The sequence below is a fragment of the Sphingobacterium sp. MYb382 genome, assembly GCF_037572665.1.
Lineage (GTDB): Bacteria > Bacteroidota > Bacteroidia > Sphingobacteriales > Sphingobacteriaceae > Sphingobacterium.
Genome location: NZ_JBBGZT010000021.1, coordinates 1 through 20,689 on the forward strand (window position 1 = coordinate 1; position 20,689 = coordinate 20,689).

The 20,689-nt window shown below is 41.6% G+C and carries 17 protein-coding genes; 9 read left to right on the forward strand and 8 right to left on the reverse strand.

The window, feature by feature from the left end:
• Both WH223_RS08885 and tssD read right to left on the reverse strand, forming a co-directional pair.
• Window positions 1–548: contractile injection system protein, VgrG/Pvc8 family (locus WH223_RS08885; protein ID WP_340047225.1), on the reverse strand; the 548-nt coding region annotated here is incomplete at its 3' end.
• A gap of 261 nt (window positions 549–809) precedes the next feature.
• Window positions 810–1,217: a type VI secretion system tube protein TssD gene (tssD, locus tag WH223_RS08890; RefSeq protein ID WP_340047227.1), complete on the reverse strand. Its 408-nt coding sequence runs from the start codon at window positions 1,215–1,217 to the stop codon at window positions 810–812.
• 757 nt (window positions 1,218–1,974) lie between these two features.
• Here tssD and WH223_RS08895 point away from each other — a divergent pair.
• The 3 genes from WH223_RS08895 (at window position 1,975) to WH223_RS08905 (ending at window position 3,910) form a co-directional block, all read left to right on the forward strand.
• Window positions 1,975–2,400 (forward strand): nuclear transport factor 2 family protein, encoded by a 426-nt coding sequence (locus WH223_RS08895; protein ID WP_340047228.1) that lies wholly within the window; start codon window positions 1,975–1,977, stop codon window positions 2,398–2,400.
• A 329-nt stretch (window positions 2,401–2,729) separates the two neighbouring features.
• Window positions 2,730–3,155: a nuclear transport factor 2 family protein gene (locus WH223_RS08900; RefSeq protein ID WP_340047229.1), complete on the forward strand. Its 426-nt coding sequence runs from the start codon at window positions 2,730–2,732 to the stop codon at window positions 3,153–3,155.
• Window positions 3,156–3,484: 329 nt separating this feature from the next.
• On the forward strand, window positions 3,485–3,910 hold the full coding sequence (locus WH223_RS08905; protein WP_340047231.1) for a nuclear transport factor 2 family protein: 426 nt from the start codon (window positions 3,485–3,487) through the stop codon (window positions 3,908–3,910).
• Between the two features lie 76 nt (window positions 3,911–3,986).
• Here WH223_RS08905 and WH223_RS08910 read toward each other — a convergent pair whose 3' ends face one another.
• From WH223_RS08910 to WH223_RS08920, 3 genes are all read right to left on the reverse strand, one after another.
• Window positions 3,987–4,355: a DUF1304 domain-containing protein gene (locus WH223_RS08910; RefSeq protein ID WP_340047232.1), complete on the reverse strand. Its 369-nt coding sequence runs from the start codon at window positions 4,353–4,355 to the stop codon at window positions 3,987–3,989.
• A gap of 115 nt (window positions 4,356–4,470) precedes the next feature.
• A complete protein-coding gene (locus WH223_RS08915; protein WP_340047233.1) occupies window positions 4,471–5,187 on the reverse strand; it encodes an outer membrane beta-barrel protein in 717 nt (238 codons plus the stop codon).
• A gap of 151 nt (window positions 5,188–5,338) precedes the next feature.
• Complete coding sequence (locus tag WH223_RS08920; protein WP_340047234.1) at window positions 5,339–7,816, reverse strand: TonB-dependent receptor domain-containing protein; 2,478 nt, start codon at window positions 7,814–7,816, stop codon at window positions 5,339–5,341.
• Between the two features lie 210 nt (window positions 7,817–8,026).
• Between WH223_RS08920 and WH223_RS08925 the strand changes: the two genes are divergently transcribed.
• The 6 genes from WH223_RS08925 (at window position 8,027) to WH223_RS08950 (ending at window position 17,845) form a co-directional block, all read left to right on the forward strand.
• The gene (locus WH223_RS08925) at window positions 8,027–9,511 is read left to right on the forward strand and encodes an ankyrin repeat domain-containing protein (protein ID WP_340047235.1); all 1,485 of its coding nucleotides are present in this window, start codon (window positions 8,027–8,029) and stop codon (window positions 9,509–9,511) included.
• 4 nt (window positions 9,512–9,515) lie between these two features.
• The gene (locus WH223_RS08930) at window positions 9,516–10,001 is read left to right on the forward strand and encodes a DUF2271 domain-containing protein (protein WP_340047236.1); all 486 of its coding nucleotides are present in this window, start codon (window positions 9,516–9,518) and stop codon (window positions 9,999–10,001) included.
• Window positions 10,002–10,006: 5 nt separating this feature from the next.
• A complete protein-coding gene (locus WH223_RS08935; RefSeq protein WP_340047237.1) occupies window positions 10,007–12,205 on the forward strand; it encodes a PepSY domain-containing protein in 2,199 nt (732 codons plus the stop codon).
• A gap of 2 nt (window positions 12,206–12,207) precedes the next feature.
• A complete protein-coding gene (locus WH223_RS08940; RefSeq protein WP_340047238.1) occupies window positions 12,208–13,182 on the forward strand; it encodes an FAD:protein FMN transferase in 975 nt (324 codons plus the stop codon).
• A 185-nt stretch (window positions 13,183–13,367) separates the two neighbouring features.
• A complete protein-coding gene (locus WH223_RS08945; protein ID WP_340047239.1) occupies window positions 13,368–14,543 on the forward strand; it encodes a glycosyltransferase family 87 protein in 1,176 nt (391 codons plus the stop codon).
• A 158-nt stretch (window positions 14,544–14,701) separates the two neighbouring features.
• Window positions 14,702–17,845: a S41 family peptidase gene (locus WH223_RS08950; protein ID WP_340047240.1), complete on the forward strand. Its 3,144-nt coding sequence runs from the start codon at window positions 14,702–14,704 to the stop codon at window positions 17,843–17,845.
• Between the two features lie 59 nt (window positions 17,846–17,904).
• Here the strand turns inward: WH223_RS08950 and WH223_RS08955 are convergent, their stop codons facing one another.
• From WH223_RS08955 to kduI, 3 genes are read right to left on the reverse strand one after another with little or no spacing between them, the layout of a single operon-like run.
• On the reverse strand, window positions 17,905–18,669 hold the full coding sequence (locus tag WH223_RS08955) for an SDR family oxidoreductase (protein WP_340047241.1): 765 nt from the start codon (window positions 18,667–18,669) through the stop codon (window positions 17,905–17,907).
• Window positions 18,669–19,805, reverse strand: a complete 1,137-nt coding sequence (locus tag WH223_RS08960) for a DUF4861 family protein (protein WP_340047242.1) — start codon at window positions 19,803–19,805, stop codon at window positions 18,669–18,671. The genes WH223_RS08955 and WH223_RS08960 overlap by 1 nt, the downstream gene beginning before the upstream one ends.
• A 5-nt stretch (window positions 19,806–19,810) precedes the next feature.
• The gene (kduI, locus tag WH223_RS08965; protein ID WP_340047243.1) at window positions 19,811–20,659 is read right to left on the reverse strand and encodes a 5-dehydro-4-deoxy-D-glucuronate isomerase; all 849 of its coding nucleotides are present in this window, start codon (window positions 20,657–20,659) and stop codon (window positions 19,811–19,813) included.
• Between the last annotated feature and the right edge of the window lie 30 nt (window positions 20,660–20,689).

Below are 20,689 nucleotides of genomic sequence, written 5' to 3' on the forward strand. Positions count from 1 at the left end.
TAATAAAACTGCTCGCCATGGGTAGTAGCCAAACGAACCAGGTAGTTATAGTGCGTCTCCTCATACTGGCAGCTATACGTCACATGGCCAAACTCGGACGCTACTGCCACCTGATATTTCTGCGTTCCCAAGCCTTGTTTAATCACTTCTTGGGCGATAGTAGCCAGTGAGATTGTAGCGTCTCCGCCAAAGCTTTGCATGTTTGTGGCTCCATCGAGCAGTATCGTGGGGCTGTAGCCCGACAAGACAATATTGCCATGATTCTTATGCTCTCGACTTAAACCAACTTGGGTTATCACCCCAATAAAGTCTCGCTCCGGACTTTCTACAAGGTTGCGATAGCGGAAGGTCACCAAGATGCGCTTGCCCAGCAACTGCTGCGCCTGCTCCATATGATGGTCTTCAATCGCGCCCAAAGAGTCGTGGTCTAACACTAAGGTAAAATGATGGTGCCCGCCCGTGTGTTGGGACAACCGAAAATCTTTGTAACTCGTAATCAAACGGCCCTCCACAACAATGGTGAGCTTAACCAAATGGGATACCCCCATCAGTTCGTTGGCCGCAATAAGGACGGAGTTGCTGGGCCTGTTGCTGCCTGCTGTCATAAGTTCATCGTTTTAGTACTCGATAAGGATGATGACAAACGGACGCCTTCGAGGCTTCAGCTTGTCATATTTTTATAGTAATCTTTTTGCTGGGCGCGCAAAAAGAGTTTATTATCGTTTCTAGATACGTATGGTTAGCATACGTAATAAAGTAGATTGCCAGGCTATCCTTCCGGGCGAAAAGGTGGCCCCGCAATCTAAAAATTAAGCGCTAGGCCAGATGCCTTCGTAAGCACCGCCGCCATAGTTGATTTTCTCAGCGCTGATCACAAAACTGATAAGCATACTGTTTGAATCTATTGCATCAAAATCTACCGAATGTTGGATTACGTATCCGTTTTCCCAGTTTAACGTGATCAAGGTGCCTTCTTCATGTGATTTGTTGAAGGTAACTTCTCCTGCTGTAGGTTTGTACTTCCCGTTCAACAAACTCTCCAAAATGTCCGACTTATCGGTCGCCTCTACGGTAACCTTGATAATTGCATTGGAGGGATCCGATGATACGCGACCGGATACATCGACCGCACGGTCTACATTGTAGTGTAGTTTTAATACTTTCTGCGCTTCTCCGCCGTTGAACTTCAACACGGATCTTGAATTGTTTTCTGCCATGATTAACTGTTTTAAATACTTAAATATGTAACTGTTAGCAAACCTAGTAAAGCCTTTTCCGCTTTCCTAGCAATCACCCATTTATCTGAGAAAGTGTAGTAAAACTACGATTTCTTAAAAAGTAATTATTTATCGTTAGGTATGAAGTAAGGAGACCTCCGCATAACCGCTAAATAGCCCTCATGACCACTCAAACAGCATAAAGCATCCAAAAAATAGGTGCTACGAAAAAGCCTAATTTGCCAACTCACCAAAAGTGCACTTTTGGTGGCTAACACATATTTTAGCTTGAAATTGATAAACTAGGTAGCAGTAACTTCCTAAAGCTGGCAAGCAAAAGGTTCCATTTGTTACGAAATATCTTATATGTATCACGTATAAAAAATTTACGAAAGGATATAGACTGAAACCAGTTGAATACTTAGAAATGAACATCAAAATGATTTAGGTTCTAAACGTTTGGAGCAATACCTGTTTATTGTCAATAACAGCTATTCATACCCGTAAAATATTGAAAGCTTAATTAAAGGCACGATTAGCCTATGCAGCACAACAACGCATACAATGACTAGCCCACAATGCAGCCACCTAGGCATCATGAAATCACAGACTTACCGGTTAATTTTTTAACCGAGAAGAACCCCGTATTCACCGAATAAAGCCCCGGATTGGTCTAAATAGCGTTTCCAGCAGGAGTAAAGCGACCTACCTTTGAGTCATCAAACAAGAAACAAAAGAAATTTAAAAATATTAAATCATGAAAAAAGCACTTTTTACCTTAACAGCATTATTCTTTGTATTAACAAGCATGAGCTCTTTTGCAGCGAACCGCAGCAACCCTTCAAGCATCAACAACAGCAAAGCGGTAGTAAACACTTACATGGCGGCTTCGGTATTGGGAGATAGTCAATGGAACAAAAACATGTTAACAGAAGACTTCACGTTAATCAATACCGCGAACGGAACAGAGCACGATAAAAAATCGTACAGCAAATTTTTAAAAGAAAATAAAGGATTGAAATACAACTGCGCGACTAGCTACGAAATGTTGAACGAGACCGAAGATTCAGCATTAGCAAAAGCAACATTGCAGTTCGAAAACTTTACACGTGTTGATTACATCACACTTCAACCTACCAAAAACGGATGGAAGATTGCTAAAATCGTAACCACCTACCAATAAGAAATTAGTTTCAATTTAATGTGTTTAGCCTGCTGAGAAGCAGGCTTTTTTTTGTTGATATCGTCCGTTCTACATCCCGCGACAGCGGTAGAGCAGGTATGCTATATCTTAAGTAGCGCTACAGCCTCTTAGGTCATTAACAAGCCTACAATGCAGCCACCTAGGCATCATGAAATCATCGGCTTACCGGTTAATTTTTTAACCGAGAAGAACCCCGTATTCACCGAAAAAAGTCCCGGATTGGTCTAAATGGCGTTTCCAGCAGGAGCAAAGCGACCTACCTTTGAGTCATCAAACAAGAAACAAAAGAAATTTAAAAATATTAAATCATGAAAAAAGCACTTTTTACCTTAACAGCATTATTCTTTGTATTAACAAGTATGAGCTCTTTTGCAGCGAACCGCAGCAACCCTTCAAGCATCAACAACAGCAAAGCGGTAGTAAACACTTACATGGCAGCCTCAGTATTGGGAGATAGTCCATGGAACAAAAACATGTTAACAGAAGACTTCACGTTAATCAATACCGCCAACGGAACAGAGCACGATAAAAAATCGTACAGCAAATTTTTAAAAGAAAATAAAGGATTGAAATACAACTGCGCGACTAGCTACGAAATGTTGAACGAGACCGAAGATTCAGCATTAGCAAAAGCAACATTGCAGTTCGAAAACTTTACACGTGTTGATTACATCACGCTTCAACCTAGCAAAAACGGATGGAAGATTGCTAAAATCGTAACCACCTACCAATAAGAAATTAGTTTCAATTTAATGTGTTTGGCCTGCTGAGAAGCAGGCTTTTTTTTGTTGATATCGTCCGTTCTACATCCCGCGACAGCGGTAGAGCAGGTATGCTATATCTTAAGTAGCGCTACAGCCTCTTAGGTCATTAACAAGCCCACATTGCGGCCACCTAGGCATCATGAAATCACAGACTTACCGGTTAAATTTTTAACCGAGAAGAACCCCGCATTCACCGAATAAAGCCCCGGATTGGTCTAAATGGCGTTTCCAGCAGGAGCAAAGCGACCTACCTTTGAGTCATCAAACAAGAAACAAAAGAAATTTAAAAATATTAAATCATGAAAAAAGCACTTTTTACCTTAACAGCATTATTCTTTGTATTAACAAGCATGAGCTCTTTTGCAGCGAACCGCAGCAACCCTTCAAGCGCGAACAACAGCAAAGCGGTAGTAAACACCTACATGGCGGCTTCGGTATTGGGAGATAGTCAATGGAACAAAAACATGTTAACAGAAGACTTCACGTTAATCAATACCGCGAACGGAACAGAGCACGATAAAAAATCGTATAGCAAATTTTTAAAAGAAAATAAAGGATTGAAATACAACTGCGCGACTAGCTACGAAATGTTGAACGAGACCGAAGATTCAGCATTAGCAAAAGCAACATTGCAGTTCGAAAACTTTACACGTGTTGATTACATCACGCTTCAACCTAGCAAAAACGGATGGAAGATTGCTAAAATCGTAACCACCTACCAATAAGAAATTAGTTTCAATTTAATGTGTTTGGCCTGCTGAGAAGCAGGCTTTTTTTATTTCACACATACGGCATTGAAAGTTAATAGCGCGCCAGAAGGGTCAACAGTAAAGCAATAATTGCGGGAAGAGCCTGCACAAAGAAAATTTTACGCGTAGCTGTCAGCGCACCATAAACTCCCGCAACCACAACGCAGCTCAAGAAAAAGATGCGAATATTTTCTGCCCAGTAGGCATCACAAATAAAAAAAGACCATATTAAACCCGCTGCCAAGAAACCATTATAGAGTCCTTGATTGGCGGCCAATCCTTTTGTTGGTGTAAATAACGATTCCGGTAAAGATTTGAAGACTTTCTTGCCTGCTGTTTCCCAAGCAAACATTTCCATCCAAAGGATATAAATATGCTCAAGAGCAACAATAGCCGTAAAAATAAGAGCGAGGGTTTTCATAAATAATAAGCTTTAAATAATCAAGTTACAGACCGCCACTATACGTCATAACGTCAGTCTATAACAAAGCTATAGAAAATTTATCATCTACAAAATATTGATTTCTAAAGCCAAACTACATCGAATAGGCTAAGGATAGCCCGTAGGATTGGTTTTTGATACGCACGCCAGACTTATAGTCGGACCATTTTGGATGTATATTCGCTAGTCCCCGTTGCACTTCAAATAGTATGGTGTACTGCTTAAATAGGGTATAGCCTACTTTCAACTGCGCTCCATAATCCCAAGGCTTAGCATATACGAAGGTTTCCATCGTACCGTAAGAGTTATCTTTTTGAAAGGCGACATCTCCTTTGTTATCAATAACAATATCTCCAATAAATACAGGACCGGAAGTCTTCCATTTGCCACCAGCGCCGTAGCCCAAATAGGGGCCTACGCCCAAAAATAGATTCCCAGGGCCTAGCTTAGGGCTAAACACGAGGTCTACGGGCAATTCAAAATAAGAAACATTGGCCTTAAAATCATTTCCTCTAGCAATATCCGAGCGGCCATTTTGTTTAAATCCACGACGTGCAAAAACCAAGGTCGGCTGAATAGAAAAGACTTCATTCAGCTGGAAGGTAGGGCCTAGGCCCAAAGAAATACCAGAAACCGACTCTACATCATAGTTGTATGGATTATTATCGGCATCTACTCCTGGATATACCTTTCCGTAGTTCGTTCCGATTTTGGAAAAACCAACTCCGGCCTTGAAATGCCATTTTGTTTGCGCCCCCCCGATGGTCGACCAAGCCAACATCACAAATAATACGTACGGAATTTTTTTCATAACCTAAATTTATACCAATAAACGAGTGCAAACAAAGAATAGCTACAGGTTTAAATCCCTCATCAATAGAAAAAGCCGATAAAAAAGAATGATATCTTTCCTATCGGCTTTCTTGCTCCTTAGATCAGCGATGAAGTCGCTAAATAGTTTCTTAGAACTTATAGTTTAATGCTACAGCAACATTTCTAGGATCCGTTTGATTAATAAACCCACCTCTGAAGTAAGAATTCAAACCTACTTTGTTGGCTATATTATTAAAGAACACACGGCCTTCCCATTTTTTTGCTTTATAGCCCATCTGTGCGTTAATGGTTGTATAAGCAGGCATATCAAAAGGCTTAACCCCTGGGTTGTAGGTATGCCCATCATAAGCAGTGCTGTATTCATTCACGGGGCGTTTCCCTACATAATAAATACCAGCGCTTAAACTCAAGTTACGTAGGGCACCCTGGTTAACCACATATTGTATCCAGCCGTTAGCGGTATGCTCTGGTGCATTCATTGGCGCAGAACCATCCACATATGATGGTGATTTTTTATAGCGCGCATCCAAATAAGCATAACCCAACATCACCGTTAGGTTCTCCAACACACGGCCATTCAACTCAGCTTCGATACCGTCGCGCACTAAGTCGCCTGCTTTATAATAAAAACCTGTAGCCGTTGTACTTCCCTCAACATATTCTGCATTGGATAGATTAGATGTGTAAATATGGAAGTACGTTAAGTTGAAGCGTAAACGCTCATTCAACCAATCCGATTTAATTCCGCCCTCAAATTGCTGCGTTTCGGAAGCACCGATTTCACCACCGCCCACCATCGGGTTTGCGGCACTACGTAAATTTGTTGCATTGGTAAACGACCCAAACACATTGAAATGCTCCATCGGCGATACAATAACTCCCACACTAGGGTTCCAAGCAGATCTCTTTTCTCTACCGTTGCCAACAAAATCTTTCACATCAATCTCCGAATAGCGTAGGCCTAAGGCTACTTTCAAAAACGGATTAAATTCAATGACATCCTGCGCCAGGATACCAAAAGTGTTATAGTAAGACGCAACAGGCGTTCCCTCTGCGAAAGCTATCTTTTTACCGGTACGTAATACGCCATTGACATCATGGTAGGCAACCTGCGAAAGCTTCGTTGCCCAATTTCCAAGAATATCAATAGTGTCTATGACGTTGGTATTCGCCATCTTTACAGACTTCTCTAAGGGACTTAAGGTTCCTGCATAAGCAGTTGTCTTAACATCCGCTATACGGTAATCAAAGCCTACCTGAACCGTATGTTTGATACGTCCCGTATATAATTCCTCTCCAATTAAATCAAATTGGAAGGTTGTGTTTTTATCGTCACGCTTGCTTCGCGACATGCTGCGGCTAAATTTCGTAAAATCAGGATTGCCATCTCTTAAAAGAGCGGCTGTCGTCGAGAGGTTATCTACTTGATAAGAGGAGTGGGCGTAAGTACTACGAATACGCCAGTTATCCGATAGCGAGTGGCTGATACTTGCCATCACACTGCTCATCACCGTGTTTGTATTATCAGAACTCAATCCGGCTATTTTATCATTCGGTAATAAATAGAGCGCATTAATACCTTGTGAGCTATTTAAATTAACGGCCGAAGTTACTGGCGTTCTATTACTATTTAAGTAATCTCCTTCCAAAGTAAGCGTCGTCTTATCCGATACTTTCCATTTCAGCGATGGATTGAAATAAACGCTATTTGAATTTACACCTTTACGATAGCTATCGCCACGCTCATAAGCGCCATTAAAACGTACCGCCACGGTCTCTTTTTTATCTAAAACACCCTCTACATCAAATGTAGGACGAAATTGACCCCAGCTACCGGCACGTATACCTACATTACCGGCATTAACGAAATTAGGTGTTTTCGTAACCACGTTGATTACACCGCCGGCATTACCGATATCTGTAATCACTCCTTGTGTAATCGCTGCAGAACCTTTAATCATCTGAATTGATTCAACTCCCTGCATATCGACCACACCTGAAGCCGTTTGAAACTGCGAATCCATACGAACCCCATTTTTTAACACAGGCACTCCACGAAAACCACGTGTCGACATCGACTCTTTTACGCCACCATAGCTACCAAAAAGAGTCACCCCAGGCACGTTACGCAAAGCATCTGTCAAGGTCAAGGCCCCTTGATCTTCAATAACCTTGTGCGAGATAATAGAAATACTCTGTATTTGATCCGACGGTTTCAAAGGCATACGCGTAATCATTTCCAAGCCCTTTGGCTGACGCCCACGCTCACCAAATACCTCTACAGCATCAATATCATAACCATTAGACTTTAAGACAATGTCTTGAAGAAGCGTCTCACTGCCTGCCTGTTTGATATCAAACTCATTGGCTGTGAAACCAATTCCTGACAGACGAACCTTCACCTTTCCCGGTCGATCAACATAAATGCTAAACTGCCCTAATTCATCCGTTTTAGTGGCCTTATGACCTGCCAAAACGGTAATTTCTGAAATAGGTTCCTTTTTCTCATTTAAGACGCGTCCCTTGATTGTTGTCTGCGCATACAAACCAGTAGTTCCTGCTACAAGCCCCAACATCGGGAGCACGATTTTTAAGTTCATTCTCATGATTAATTAATAAAGGATAATTCACTAATTCGACAATTTATAATTAGTCTAATTAAGAAACAATTAAAGGCCTTCTTTTTTGCCTTTTATGAACCTTTTTAACCCAATTGTTAAAAAACAGCACAAGATTTGTTCTTAAAATTGGGCTAAGACAATATATATGCTATATTTGCTTTAATTTAGACTTAATATAAACAAGAATTGAGTAGCATGAAAAACCTTTTATTACCTGCGTTGCTTCTGTTTGGTTTTTACGGATCGGCGCAAAACAGCACCTTGTTAAACCAGGATTTTTGGAAAACAAATCCGAATTTAACAGCCGTTAAAGAAGAAATAAGCAAAGGAAATAGCCCTTCTAAGCCTAATGCAGGCTCTTGGGATCCCGTTTCTATTGCTATTACCAATAAAGCTCCTACGGATGTTCTTGTTTATCTAATTGAGCAAGAAGGAAATAGCGTAGACAAAAAAACACACCATAGCCGTAGTTACTTACACTGGGCAGTGGCAACTGGCAACCTAGACTTGGTAAACTACTTAATAAAAAAAGGTTCCGATGTTCGCTACCAAGATAGCCATGGCGTATCTATTGCTGGGTCTGCTGCCGCAGGAGGTAATAAAAACACAGGAATCTACGATGCTTTATTTCAAGCAGGTGTAGACCCTAAACAAAAATATGATGACGGCGCAAGCTTACTTCTACTCGCTGTAGCCAACGACGATGACTTAACCATCACTGACTATCTCGTGAAGAAAGGCTTATCTATCCAAGATAAAGACAACAATGGCGCTACCGCAGCAGATTACGCGGCACGTTTCGGAAACACAGCATTAATTGAAAAACTTATTGCTCGTGGTGTAAAACCAACCAACAATGCCTTATTTTTCGCAACAATGGGTTCTCGTTCAAAAGCTAATGGCTTAGAGACCTATACCTACTTAGTTGAAAAATTAGGCCTTAACCCAAAAGCATTTAGCAAGGATGGTGCTACGGTATTAAACGCTTTAGTACGTCGCCCGGATGCAGAAGTAATTAACTATTTCATCGGAAAAGGAGTTGATGTCGCGAAAGCGGATAACGAAGGAACGACTGCTTTAATGGTTGCTGCAGCAGGTCGTGACGCCAAATTGGTAGATTTACTTTTAGACAAGGCGAATAACATCAACGCTAAAAATGATAAAGGAGAATCTGCATTGACACGTGCTATCGCTACGGGTAGTCCAGAGGTAGCAGAAACTTTATTAAAACATGGTGCGGATGTTGCTGTTTTAGATAAAGATGGAAACAATTTAGCATACTACTGGTTCAATTCTTTCCGTGAAGGTGGCCAAAACCGTGAACAAGACGAGCAGAACTTCCGTGCGAAGCTTCTTCTTTTATCGAATAAAGGATTTTCGGTAACGAGCCCACAAACGAATGGCAACACACTTTACCATTTAGCGGTGGCAAAAGAGAATTTGAACATGATTAAGGCGGCACATGAACTAGGAGCCAACATCAATCAACAAGATAAAGATGGAATGACGGCTTTACACAAAGCAGCACTTACTGCCAAAGACGATGTCGCTTTGAAAACATTGGTTAACCTTGGCGCAGACAAGGGTTTAAAAACAGAATTCGATGAAACGGCTTATGATTTAGCAAAAGACAACGATTTCCTAAAAACCAGCAAAGTATCGCTAGACTTCTTAAAATAAAAACATGAATAAATTACATAAAATAATAACGGGTACAGTCTTCGGTCTTATGCTTAGCGTATCTTCTTTTGCACAAACAAGCAACTACAAATGCATGGTGCAAATGGAAAGCTACAAAGGAGAAGCGGCATACGTTATTATCTCTTTAATCGACCCTAAGGGCGCTTATGAAAAAACATTAGCCGTTTTAGGCCCTGATAAGCAATGGTACAATACCTTGAAGGAATGGTATAAATTTCAAACGAAAACTAAAGAGAAAATTAGTGCCGTTACGAGTGCTTCTATAGGTGGGGGAGACCGTTCTATCCGCACCATCAGTATCGATGATGCGAAACTTAATAAAGGGTATACCCTGCGTTTTGAATCGGCCGTTGAAGAACAAAAATATCATATCAAAGACGTCGAAATTCCATTAACTACACAGGCCGTTACAGAACGGGCTACGGGCTCTGGTTATATCCGTTTTGTAAAATTAAATAAAGCACAATAAAGTAAATGATTTTATCCATTTGGCGATACGCGCATCTTGCTTTAGCGCTTATCTCGTCTCTATTTTTAATCCTGTTATCTGTTACAGGAATAATATTAGCGGTAAATGCCGTATACGAAAAACTACCGGCCTACCGGGTGGATAATATACAAGAGCTAAACCTCGCGCAAGTCATTCCGACTTTGCACGAGGTTTATCCGGAAATAATAAGCCTTTCCGTAGATCACCGTGGATTTGTAAGCATTGATGCCCTCAATGAAGATGGCGAAACCGTAAAAGGCTTTATCAACCCCAACGATGGAAAGCTTCTCGGCGAACTAAAGCTCCAAAACGCATTCGTGCAATGGACAACAGCACTCCATCGCTCCTTATTTTTGAAAGAAACAGGTCGAGTTATTGTAGCACTCGTTTCTTTCTTCCTATTCCTGATTACGCTGAGTGGTATTGTCCTCATCGCGAAGAGACAACAGGGATTTCGCCATTTTTTCGCTAAAATAAATAAAGATTTTTTCGCTCAATATTTTCACGTCGTTAGTGGACGTTGGGCTTTACTTCCCATCTTAATCATCGCCCTCACAGGAACCTACCTTTTCCTTGTCCGTATGGATATGTTTAAAGGAGCAGCAACAGCGGTCGAACATACGGCGAATGCCGAAACAGAAAAACCGCTGGAGACAAAAGATTTCCCCGTATTCCAAACCACGCTATTAGCTGATGTAGAGCTAATAAACTTCCCCTTTATGCCTGACGATCCCGATGAGTTTTACGAGCTCAAACTGAAGGACGCCATGTATACCGTCAACCAAATAACGGGAGCCATTCATGAAGAAACAAAATATCCGTACAGTGCCTTTTGGGAGCGTCTAAGCCTCGATTTGCATACCGGACGGACAAACATCATATGGGCTATTATCCTAGGGTTAGCCTCCATTAATATTTTAGCATTTATCTATACAGGATTCGTTATTACCTTAAGAAGAACAAAGACTAAAATAAAGAATAAATACAAAGCCAATCAAGCGGAAATTATTATCCTCGTGGGTTCAGAAAATGGAAGTACGCTGGCCTTCGCCAATAAAATCCATACGCAGCTACTGGCCGATGGGCAGAAGTCGTGGATTACCTTCATGAACAACTACGAGGTTTATCCGCAGGCGAAACAATTTTTAGTTTTTACATCTACTTTTGGCTTGGGTGATCCACCAACTAATGCCCTGAAATTTGAGACTTTACTGACTCAATTTCCGCAAAGCCAGCAGGTACAATTCTCCGTGGTTGGCTTCGGTTCTAAAGCCTATTTAGACTACTGTGGCTATGCGCAGCATGTCGACCAAATATTAGCACAACAACCCTGGGCGACGCGCTTCTTGCCTTTACATACCATCAATGACCGCTCTGTAGATGAACTTGTATCATGGATACATCGCTGGACAGAGCACTCCCTTATCACGTTGGCTACAGCCACCTCTGTGTATAGCGAGAAGCCTGTAGGCATGAAAAAGTGGAAGGTTATCGAAAAAACAAATGTAGACCCTACAAATAGTACTTTCAAAGTTATATTAGCACCATTATCTTCTGTTTCTTACCAGTCTGGTGATTTACTAGCGATATATCCTGCTGATGACCATCGAGAACGCTTGTATTCGGTTGGAAAAAATGGAAAAAATATTCAGCTTATCGTTAAGCTCCATGAGCCGGGCCTCGGGTCTGGTTATTTACATAACCTCACGATTGACCAAGATATCAAAGCACGATTGATGCCAAATAAGGACTTTCATCTTCCTAAAAAGGCTAAAGAAGTGGCCATGATATCCAATGGAACGGGCATAGCACCTTTCCTAGGTATGATTATGGAAAATAAAAAATCAATTCCTATTTCGCTATACTGTGGATTTAGGCATGATGATGCTTGGATTGCGAACTATAAAAAATTTGCGGCCCAGCAGATCCAAAACAATCGATTAACGGACTTTCAAACGGCCTTTTCGCGCGAATTGCATATGCAGTATGTGATGGATTTGATACAAGCTGATGGGGTTAAATTTGCAAAGCTTTTAGCTGATAGTGGTATCATTATGATCTGTGGCTCGTTGGCCATGCAAAGGGATGTGGAGGAGATTTTGGATCAAATTGTTCAAAAAATTAATGGTAAACCTCTTACACACTACAAAGCTCAACAGCAAATTTTGAGTGATTGCTATTAAGTATGAAAAATCGTATCACCTCCGCTAAGCTTATTATCCTCCTGCTGATACTTTTTATCAGCTTTGATGCTGCTGCGCAAGTGCAGATTCGGAGAGCTATGACGCTAATGGGCTCTCGCTTTGAGGTTACACTAGTGGATAAAGACACGACAACAGCGAATACACATATTGACCAAGTGGTTTCAGAAATCGACCGTATCGAAAACCTCATCTCGGAGTGGCGTCCTGAAACACAACTGTCAGAAGTAAATAGACAAGCAGGTATACGACCTGTTAAGGTCGATAAAGAGCTTTTTGAGCTTACAGAAAGAGCCTTATTTTTCTCTCGAATATCTGATGGTGCTTTCGATATCAGCATCGCGGCCATGGATAAATTATGGCGTTTTGACGGTAGCATGGATAGCCTTCCTTCCCCCCATGCCGTTCACAAATCGGTAGCAAAAGTAGGCTATCAGCATATCATACTAGATCAAGAGCACTCTACGATTTTCTTAACATTAGCCGGCATGAAAATAGGATTTGGTTCTATTGGTAAAGGCTATGCTGCCGATAAAGGGAGGGAGCTGATGCAGAAAATGGGCGTACAAGGAGGCATTGTAAATGCTTCTGGCGACTTATCTACCTGGGGTAAACAAAACAACAAAAAGCCGTGGGCAATAGGTTTATTTAATCCTTTTAAACCAGGCACGATGGTTAAGGTTATAAAAGATAAAGACATCGCAATGGCCACCTCGGGCAATTACGAGAAATATGTTGACCTGGAAGGGAAGCGCTATTCCCACATTATCGATCCCAAAACAGGGTATCCAGCGACCGGCTTAGTTAGCGTAACCATTTATGGTCCTTCAGCCGAATTTGCCAATGGTTTATCGACCTCAATTATGGTGCTTGGAAAACAAGCTGGACTACGGCTTTTAAAGCAATATCCAACCTATAAAGCCGTGCTCATCACGGATAAAGGCCAGATTATTAAATAAGTAAGAAAAGAACTTGCAGATTTGGAATATGCAAGTTATCTTCGCATCCATAAAACAATTAATAAACAACAACTTATAAAAAGTCCTCTTTTTTAATTGCTATCGCAATTAAAAATCCCTTCCATTACAGTAAAATAAATCACAACTAAAAATATACATAACCAAGCTCAACAATTAATGTGCTTATGAAAAGAACTTTAAATCAATTTTTATCCCGTTTTAGTAAATTTATTTTAGACAAAAAGGTCATTTTAATAGTATACATTATTATTGCTATTATAACTGCGAACAAGCAATATTGGCGTGGAAATTATAATAACTACCGTATTTTTAAACAGGTATTTTGGCACAGCGTGGAGCAATTAAATTTATATGCACACTATCCTTTAGAATATTTTGACAGCAATTACTACGGTCCTGTTTTCGCCTTACTGATTGCGCCTTTTGCAGTACTTCCCGACGTTGTGGGGGCCATTTGCTGGAACATCATCAACGTATTGGTCCTTTGGTATGGTATTTTCCAATTGCCCATCACAGAGAAGCAACGTTCCTGGATAGGACTCATCTGTTTACACGAAACCTTAACGGCACTATTCAGTTTTCAGTTCAACATTGCTTTAACTGGACTTGTATTGCTGACTTTCTCGGCAATCGTTAAACAACAAGACATAAAAGCAGCAGCATTAATCATTTTGGGCTTCTTAGTTAAGTTGTATGGAATCGTTGGTCTTGCTTTCTTTTTCTTCTCCAAGAACAAAATAAAATTTATCCTTGCAGGGGTTATACTACTACCTATTATGGCCTTTCTGCCCGCAATAATTTCTAATCCAAGCTTCGTTATTCATAGTTATCAGGAATGGTTTCAGGCTATTGTTTCAAAAAACCAGCTCAATGCCAGCCTAACCACCATGCAAGACATCTCAATAATGGGTATGGCCCGCCGCATATCAGGCGATTCCAGTATTCCAAGCAGCCCTTTTTTACTTGGAGGGGTTATCTTGTTTGCACTACCTTATTTACGTATCAACCAATATAAAAACATAGATTTTCAACTGGCACTACTGAGTTCCGTCCTTATTTTTACGGTTATTTTCAGTAGCAGTTCGGAATCACCAACTTATATTATCGCTATGGCCGGCGTAGCTATTTGGTTTATTACACAACCAACACCTCGCTCCAAAGGTATAATTGCCTTATTTATATTTGCGATGCTCTTGACGAGCTTTTCTCCCTCTGATTTATTTCCAAAATTTATTCGGGAGCACTACATACAACCTTATTCTTTAAAAGCACTACCTTGTGTAATAATCTGGTTTACTTTGATTTACCAAATGTTAACACGAGACTACAAAAAAATCTAGTACTGTAATAGATATTTTACGAAAAGCCTTCCTTTATTTCATTTCAAGGAAGGCTTTTTTATGCAATAAGAATTATATATTTGTTAAAACAACATTTTATTAACTTGGAACCGACTGGTAACAGGGCTCCCAAATTAACCTAGCTCTTTATTATATCTATGATCAAACCTCTATCTGGTGTTATAGGCCTATTATTTTCAGGTCTCACCCTCTTTGGGCAATCTAGCCCCGCTTTTTTATCCTACCCAACCTTAAGTCCCGATGGAAGCACGTTGGTATTTTCTTACGATGGTGATTTATGGCGTGTGCCTACCGCTGGAGGTTTAGCGCTACGCCTTACGGCAATGACGGGCAATGAAATCGCTCCTCGCATATCTCCTGATGGAAAGTGGCTAGCCTTCTCGGCCGATCAAAACGGAAATATGGATGTATTCCTTATGCCACTTGAAGGTGGAGATATTCAACAGCTTACCTACCATGAGGCAGGCGATATTGTGGATAGCTGGAGCTGGGATAGCAAGTCCATTTATTTTACCTCTAGCCGCTATAATAACTTTAGCAGCTACCGTGTAAACATTGATGGCGGAACGGCAGACCGTATCTTCCCACATTACTTCAACACCATCCATAATGTTGTCGAAACGCCTAAAGGGGAATATTTGTTTAATGACTCTTGGGAATCCTACTCACAAGCGCATAGAAAGCGCTATAAGGGAGCATTCAACCCTGATATCTTATCCTACAACCCGAAGAGCAAAGACTTCAAGCAACTGACGGACTATCAAGGTAAGGACTTTTGGGCCAGCGTAGACCGCCAAGGCAATATCTACTTTGCATCCGACGAAGGAAACGATGAGTTTAACTTATACACCTTTGTCAATGGTAAAAAAACAGAACTCACTAATTTCCCTACATCCATAAAACGTCCTTTTGTGGCAGCTCAAGGAGGTAAAATAGCCTTCGAGAAAGACTATCAGATCTTTATTTATGATGTAGCGTCCAAGAAGGCAATAAAGCCTGAAATAAGCCTAGGTCGTAACGTAACTTTAGACAAAAAAAGAGAGTTTGATGTAAAAGACAATATCTCCAACTTTGACCTTTCCCCGGATGGCAAAAAACTAGCTTTTGTATCTCGTGGTGAGATCTTTGTGAGCGATGCGGAAGGAAAGTTCATCCGACAAGTTCCAAGCCAAGGAGAGCGTATTGCGGAGGTATACTGGTTAAAAGATAACCGTACGCTGCTCTACAACCAAACGGCAAATGGATATACCAACTGGTTCACGATTCTAGCTGATGGAACCGGACAGCCGAAACAACATACCTCTGACCTACGCAACAACAGAGATTTAGCCTTCAATAAAGACCGCAGCCAAGCCGTTTACCTAAGCGGTAGAGATGAGGTACGCCTTTTAGACCTTAAAGACCTAAGCAGCAAAACCATCGTGAAGGATGAAATTTGGGCTTTCCAAAACTCTACACCTTCTTTCTCTCCAGACGGGAACTATGTTTTGTTTACAGCTTACAGAAACTTCGAGCAAGATATATTTGTACACGACCTACGTAGCAATAAAACCATCAACCTGACCAACACAGGTGTTTCCGAAACACAGCCTACATGGTCGCCAGATGGAAAATACATCTACTTCGCGAGCAACCGTACGAAGCCTTCTTACCCTATGGGCATGGCTAATTCCAGCATTTTCCGCATGGCTTTAGACAACTTCGACGAAGAATACCGCAGCAACAAGTTTGATGAGCTATTCAAAGAAACGCCGAAAGCAAATCCTGACTCCGTGAAGAAAGTGGCAGCAACGGCTACGCCAGTAGACAAGACAAAACCTGTTGTTACCATCAATACACAAGGACTATTAGACCGCATCAGCCAAGTAAGCCCTGCTTTTGGAACACAGTCAAGTCCGCAACTCTTGAAAAAAGGAGATAAAGACTATGTATTCTACTTCTCAAACCATAGCGAGGGCCGTGGCGCCATCTATAGAACCGTTATTGAGCCTTTCACGGCCAATAAAACAGAAAAAGTAGCCGACGGGGGCATTTCTTCTTTTGTTGAAGCTGCAGGAAAGATCTATGCTTTGAGCCGTGGTGCTATCTATAAATACAATGTAGACGCAAACAAGCTCGATAAAATCGAAATCGGTTCTAAATTCCAACGCAACCTAGAGCAAGAGTTCAAACAGATGTTTTACGAAACATGGGCCGGCATTGAAGAGAACTTCTACGAAGGAACCTTCCATGGTGTTAACTGGCCGGGCATCAAAAAACGCTACGAAGCCTACCTTCCGGGCATCAACAACCGTGCGGACCTACGTGTCCTTTTAAACGATATGTTGGGTGAGCTCAACGCTTCCCACCTCGGGTTTAACAGTGCCGGTTTAGAAGAAAGAAAAGAGTTTAGAACGGTGAGCAACGAAATCGGATTGGAATTTGATAGCCAAAATCCATACAAAGTGGCACGCATCATCAACAATGGGCCGTCAAGCAAAGTGGGTATTGATATCCAAGTAGGGGATGAGTTGCAAGCAGTAAACGGTATTACTATCGATAAAAAACAAGACCGTGATGCTTACTTCTTACTACCTTCTTTGCAAGAAGAATTGCCTTTAGTCTTCAAACGTAAAGGACAAGATGTACGCGTTACTATTCGCCCACAGAGCTTTGCGGCACAAAAAGATCAACTTTATAACGAATGGATCAAAGGTAATCGCAAAAAAGTAGACGAAATAGGTTCCAACAGAATTGCCTATTCACACATGAAAAACATGGGTGGCGATCAGCTAAACCAATTCTTATTGGATATGGCAGAACAAGAAAACAATAAAGATGCTATTATCTTAGACTTACGCTACAATACAGGTGGTAATGTACACGATGAAGTATTACGTTTCTTATCGCAACGCCCATACCTACAGTGGCAATACCGCGATGGTAAAAGATCGCCACAGAGTAACTTTGCTCCTGCAGCAAAACCTATTGTACTTCTCATCAATGAGCAGTCGCTGAGCGACGCGGAGATGACTGCAGCCGGATTTAAAGCCTTAAAACTAGGAACGATTATCGGTACTGAAACATACCGCTGGATCATCTTTACCTCCGCAAAAGGACTGGTAGATGGCTCTTCCTACCGTGTGCCTGCTTGGGGTTGTTATACCCTCGATGGACAAGACCTCGAAAAAAGTGGTGTAGCACCAGATATCTACGTTAAAAATACGGTAGCTGATAAAGTCAATGATAAAGATCCACAACTCGAAAGAGCCGTAAAGGAGATTTTAAAACAATTGAAATAAGAATTTTAAAACGAATAAAGGGGGCTTGAAGCCCCCTTTATTCGTTTTAAAAAGGTAAATTATCTACCCATCCAACCACCATCGACAGTCAAAATAGTGCCATGCACGTAATCCGACGCCTTAGAAGCTAGGAAAACGGCTGGCCCTTTGAAATCGGCAGGCTCACCCCAGCGCGCGGCTGGTATACGCCCTAAGATAGCTGCCGTGCGTTCAGGATCGGCACGTAAAGCCTCTGTATTATCCGTCGCAATATAGCCTGGTGCAATCGCATTGACATGTACCCCTTGGCTAGCCCACTCGTTAGCAAAAGCCTTCGTTAATGAACCTATAGCACCTTTAGATGCGGCATAACCGGGTACATTGATGCCCCCTTGGAAAGTTAATAGCGAAGCGGTAAACACCACTTTGCCAGAGCCACGGCTCAACATTTCACGACCAAGTTCGCGTGTCAAAATAAAAGCCGCGCTTTGGTTAATCTCGATGATTTCGTCCCAGTATTCATCAGGATGCTCCGCTGCGGGCTTTCGCAATATATTACCAGCGTTGTTAAATAATATATCAATTACAGGGTGATCTTTCTTCACTTGTGTGATGAATGCATAAAGCGATTCTCTTTTTGAAAAATCACATTGGTAAGCCGAGAACTTACGTCCTAAAGCTTCAACCGATTTTGCTACGGCAGAATTTTCCAACTCTAACGTTGCCGACACACCGATAATATCGGCTCCTGCTTCGGCCAATGCCTCCGCAATAGCCTTTCCAATACCACGTTTACAACCTGTTACTAAGGCTGTCTTTCCACTTAAATCAAATAATGCTGTCATTATTTTATATAATTAACTTGTAAAGGTTTTTCAATACGCTCATACTCCTCAGCAAGGTGCTGATTCCATGCTGCTGCCGATTGTATACGACCTGCTTTGTTGAAAGCAGCTCCGGCATAGTATTGGAAAGCGGTTTTATTTTTCACGTTTAATTTAAAAAGGAACTGTTTTTCAGCGTCTGCAAGCTTCGTTGCAACTTTCGGCAGCACAAGCCCCGTTCCGGTGATATTATCGTCGTGTGCAGGCTCCCAATAAGCAAAAGTGCCTTTCTTAGTGTCCCATTGAAAAACAGGACTCTCTTCTTTGCGCTTCGCAATACCTACGACAACAGGAATAGTTGTCGCGCGGTCTGCGGTAACGACAACATCAATTTTATTAAACTGACTACCCGCATCTAGCGATATTGTCTTTTCGATAGCAATACGATTTCCTGCAATAACCTCGGGTTCGAAAATAAGCTTAAAGGTGGTACGTAAAGGTCCATTATCAAGCACTTCAAACTGACGGTAGTGCTTTGAATACTGCACTTTATCACCAAAATAAAAAGCTAAATCACCAACCCCTAAAGTTTGTCCTACGGAGTAGTAATCTAATCCTTTACCATGGTCCTTATGGTAATCGCCCGTTTTATACCAATCGTTGATAATCAATTCGTCGGTACGTTTTGCCCAAAAGTCGAAACCTTGTGCATCCTCGGAAGTACCTTCCAACGCTTTACCGTATGCTCGAAAAGCTGCTTTATCATTCTCCCAAGCGAAATCATCCTTACGTTCTGGCACATAACGGGCATAGGCCTTGGATGCAATGGCCGCTGGAGCACCGGCTTTTAAAGCGACATCTAGTGCCCCTTTAGCTGCCAAGTGTACTTCTATTAATACAAACTGCGCTGTTTCTTTACCCAGTTTTTCCAACTGATAATTTACCTGCTGTCCTTTTGCTTGGTCTAGCAGTGTAAAAACAGTATCCTGTGCCTTTAGGCCAAAATGATGCTGAAACTTAGCAAAAGGAATACGCACCAGCTCCTGACGACCAAAAGCCGAAGGGTTTTGAATACGCAAATGGCTTTGCTTTTGTGCGAAGGCCGTTGTCGAAAAGGCAAGACCTAAAGCAACAGCGAGGGTCATAAACTTTTTCATACCATTTATTTTAGGTCAGTGATTGCATATTTATCCATATCATCATAGTCTAGGTTTTCACCTGCCATTCCCCAAATAAAGGTATAGTTGCTCGTTCCCGCACCGGAGTGAATAGACCATTCTGGCGCAATAACAGCCTGCTCATTGTGCAACCATAAGTGGCGTGTTTCATCCTTAGGCCCCATGAAGTGAGCTACAGCCTGTCCTTCGGGTACTTCAAAGTAGAAGTAAACTTCCATGCGACGGTCATGCGTATGTGCTGGCATAGTGTTCCATACGGACCCCGGTTGTAGCTCCGTCATGCCCATTTGCAATTGACAAGTTTCCACCACCGTATTAATCAATAACTGATTAATTACACGGTGGTTGGCAGTTTCCATGGTACCCAACTCAATTTTATTAGCATCGCCTTTAGTTACCCTTTTCGTTGGGTAGCTATGGTGTGCTGGTGTAGAATTTAAATAGAATTTAGCCGGCTGCTGTGCATCTAAGCTTCTGAAAACAACTAATTCAGCCCCTTTACCGACATAAAGCGCTTCTTTATTGCCGATAGCGTATACTGTTCCGTCGACCACAACTTCGCCAGCACCGCCCACATTAATCACACCCAATTCGCGGCGTGCTAAGAAATAAGGAGCCTTCAAAATACTTTCAATGCTCTCCAATACCAATTCTTCCTGAACAGGCATGGCACCACCCACCATATAACGGTCATAGTGGCTGTGTACAAAGTGTATCTTATCGGCAGTAAATAGTTTTTCAATCAAGAAATTCTCACGCAAACCTTTGGTATCAAGGTTTTTTGTCTCATTAGGCCCAATCGCATAGCGGCTCTCAAAAATCGTTTTATCCATAATTATGACTTAAAAGGTAAGGTCAGCCTA

Bases quoted from the DNA above. Each gene is read 5' to 3' on its own strand.
- WH223_RS08895 (WP_340047228.1), top strand. From the start codon at position 1,975: ATGAAAAAAGCACTTTTTACCTTAACAGCATTATTCTTTGTATTAACA.
- kduI (WP_340047243.1), bottom strand. From the start codon at position 20,659: ATGGATAAAACGATTTTTGAGAGCCGCTATGCGATTGGGCCTAATGAG.
- WH223_RS08905 (WP_340047231.1), top strand. From the start codon at position 3,485: ATGAAAAAAGCACTTTTTACCTTAACAGCATTATTCTTTGTATTAACA.
- WH223_RS08920 (WP_340047234.1), bottom strand. From the start codon at position 7,816: ATGAGAATGAACTTAAAAATCGTGCTCCCGATGTTGGGGCTTGTAGCA.
- WH223_RS08940 (WP_340047238.1), top strand. From the start codon at position 12,208: ATGAAAAATCGTATCACCTCCGCTAAGCTTATTATCCTCCTGCTGATA.
- WH223_RS08950 (WP_340047240.1), top strand. From the start codon at position 14,702: ATGATCAAACCTCTATCTGGTGTTATAGGCCTATTATTTTCAGGTCTC.
- WH223_RS08925 (WP_340047235.1), top strand. From the start codon at position 8,027: ATGAAAAACCTTTTATTACCTGCGTTGCTTCTGTTTGGTTTTTACGGA.
- WH223_RS08935 (WP_340047237.1), top strand. From the start codon at position 10,007: ATGATTTTATCCATTTGGCGATACGCGCATCTTGCTTTAGCGCTTATC.
- WH223_RS08960 (WP_340047242.1), bottom strand. From the start codon at position 19,805: ATGAAAAAGTTTATGACCCTCGCTGTTGCTTTAGGTCTTGCCTTTTCG.
- WH223_RS08945 (WP_340047239.1), top strand. From the start codon at position 13,368: ATGAAAAGAACTTTAAATCAATTTTTATCCCGTTTTAGTAAATTTATT.
- WH223_RS08930 (WP_340047236.1), top strand. From the start codon at position 9,516: ATGAATAAATTACATAAAATAATAACGGGTACAGTCTTCGGTCTTATG.
- tssD (WP_340047227.1), bottom strand. From the start codon at position 1,217: ATGGCAGAAAACAATTCAAGATCCGTGTTGAAGTTCAACGGCGGAGAA.
- WH223_RS08915 (WP_340047233.1), bottom strand. From the start codon at position 5,187: ATGAAAAAAATTCCGTACGTATTATTTGTGATGTTGGCTTGGTCGACC.
- WH223_RS08910 (WP_340047232.1), bottom strand. From the start codon at position 4,355: ATGAAAACCCTCGCTCTTATTTTTACGGCTATTGTTGCTCTTGAGCAT.
- WH223_RS08955 (WP_340047241.1), bottom strand. From the start codon at position 18,669: ATGACAGCATTATTTGATTTAAGTGGAAAGACAGCCTTAGTAACAGGT.
- WH223_RS08900 (WP_340047229.1), top strand. From the start codon at position 2,730: ATGAAAAAAGCACTTTTTACCTTAACAGCATTATTCTTTGTATTAACA.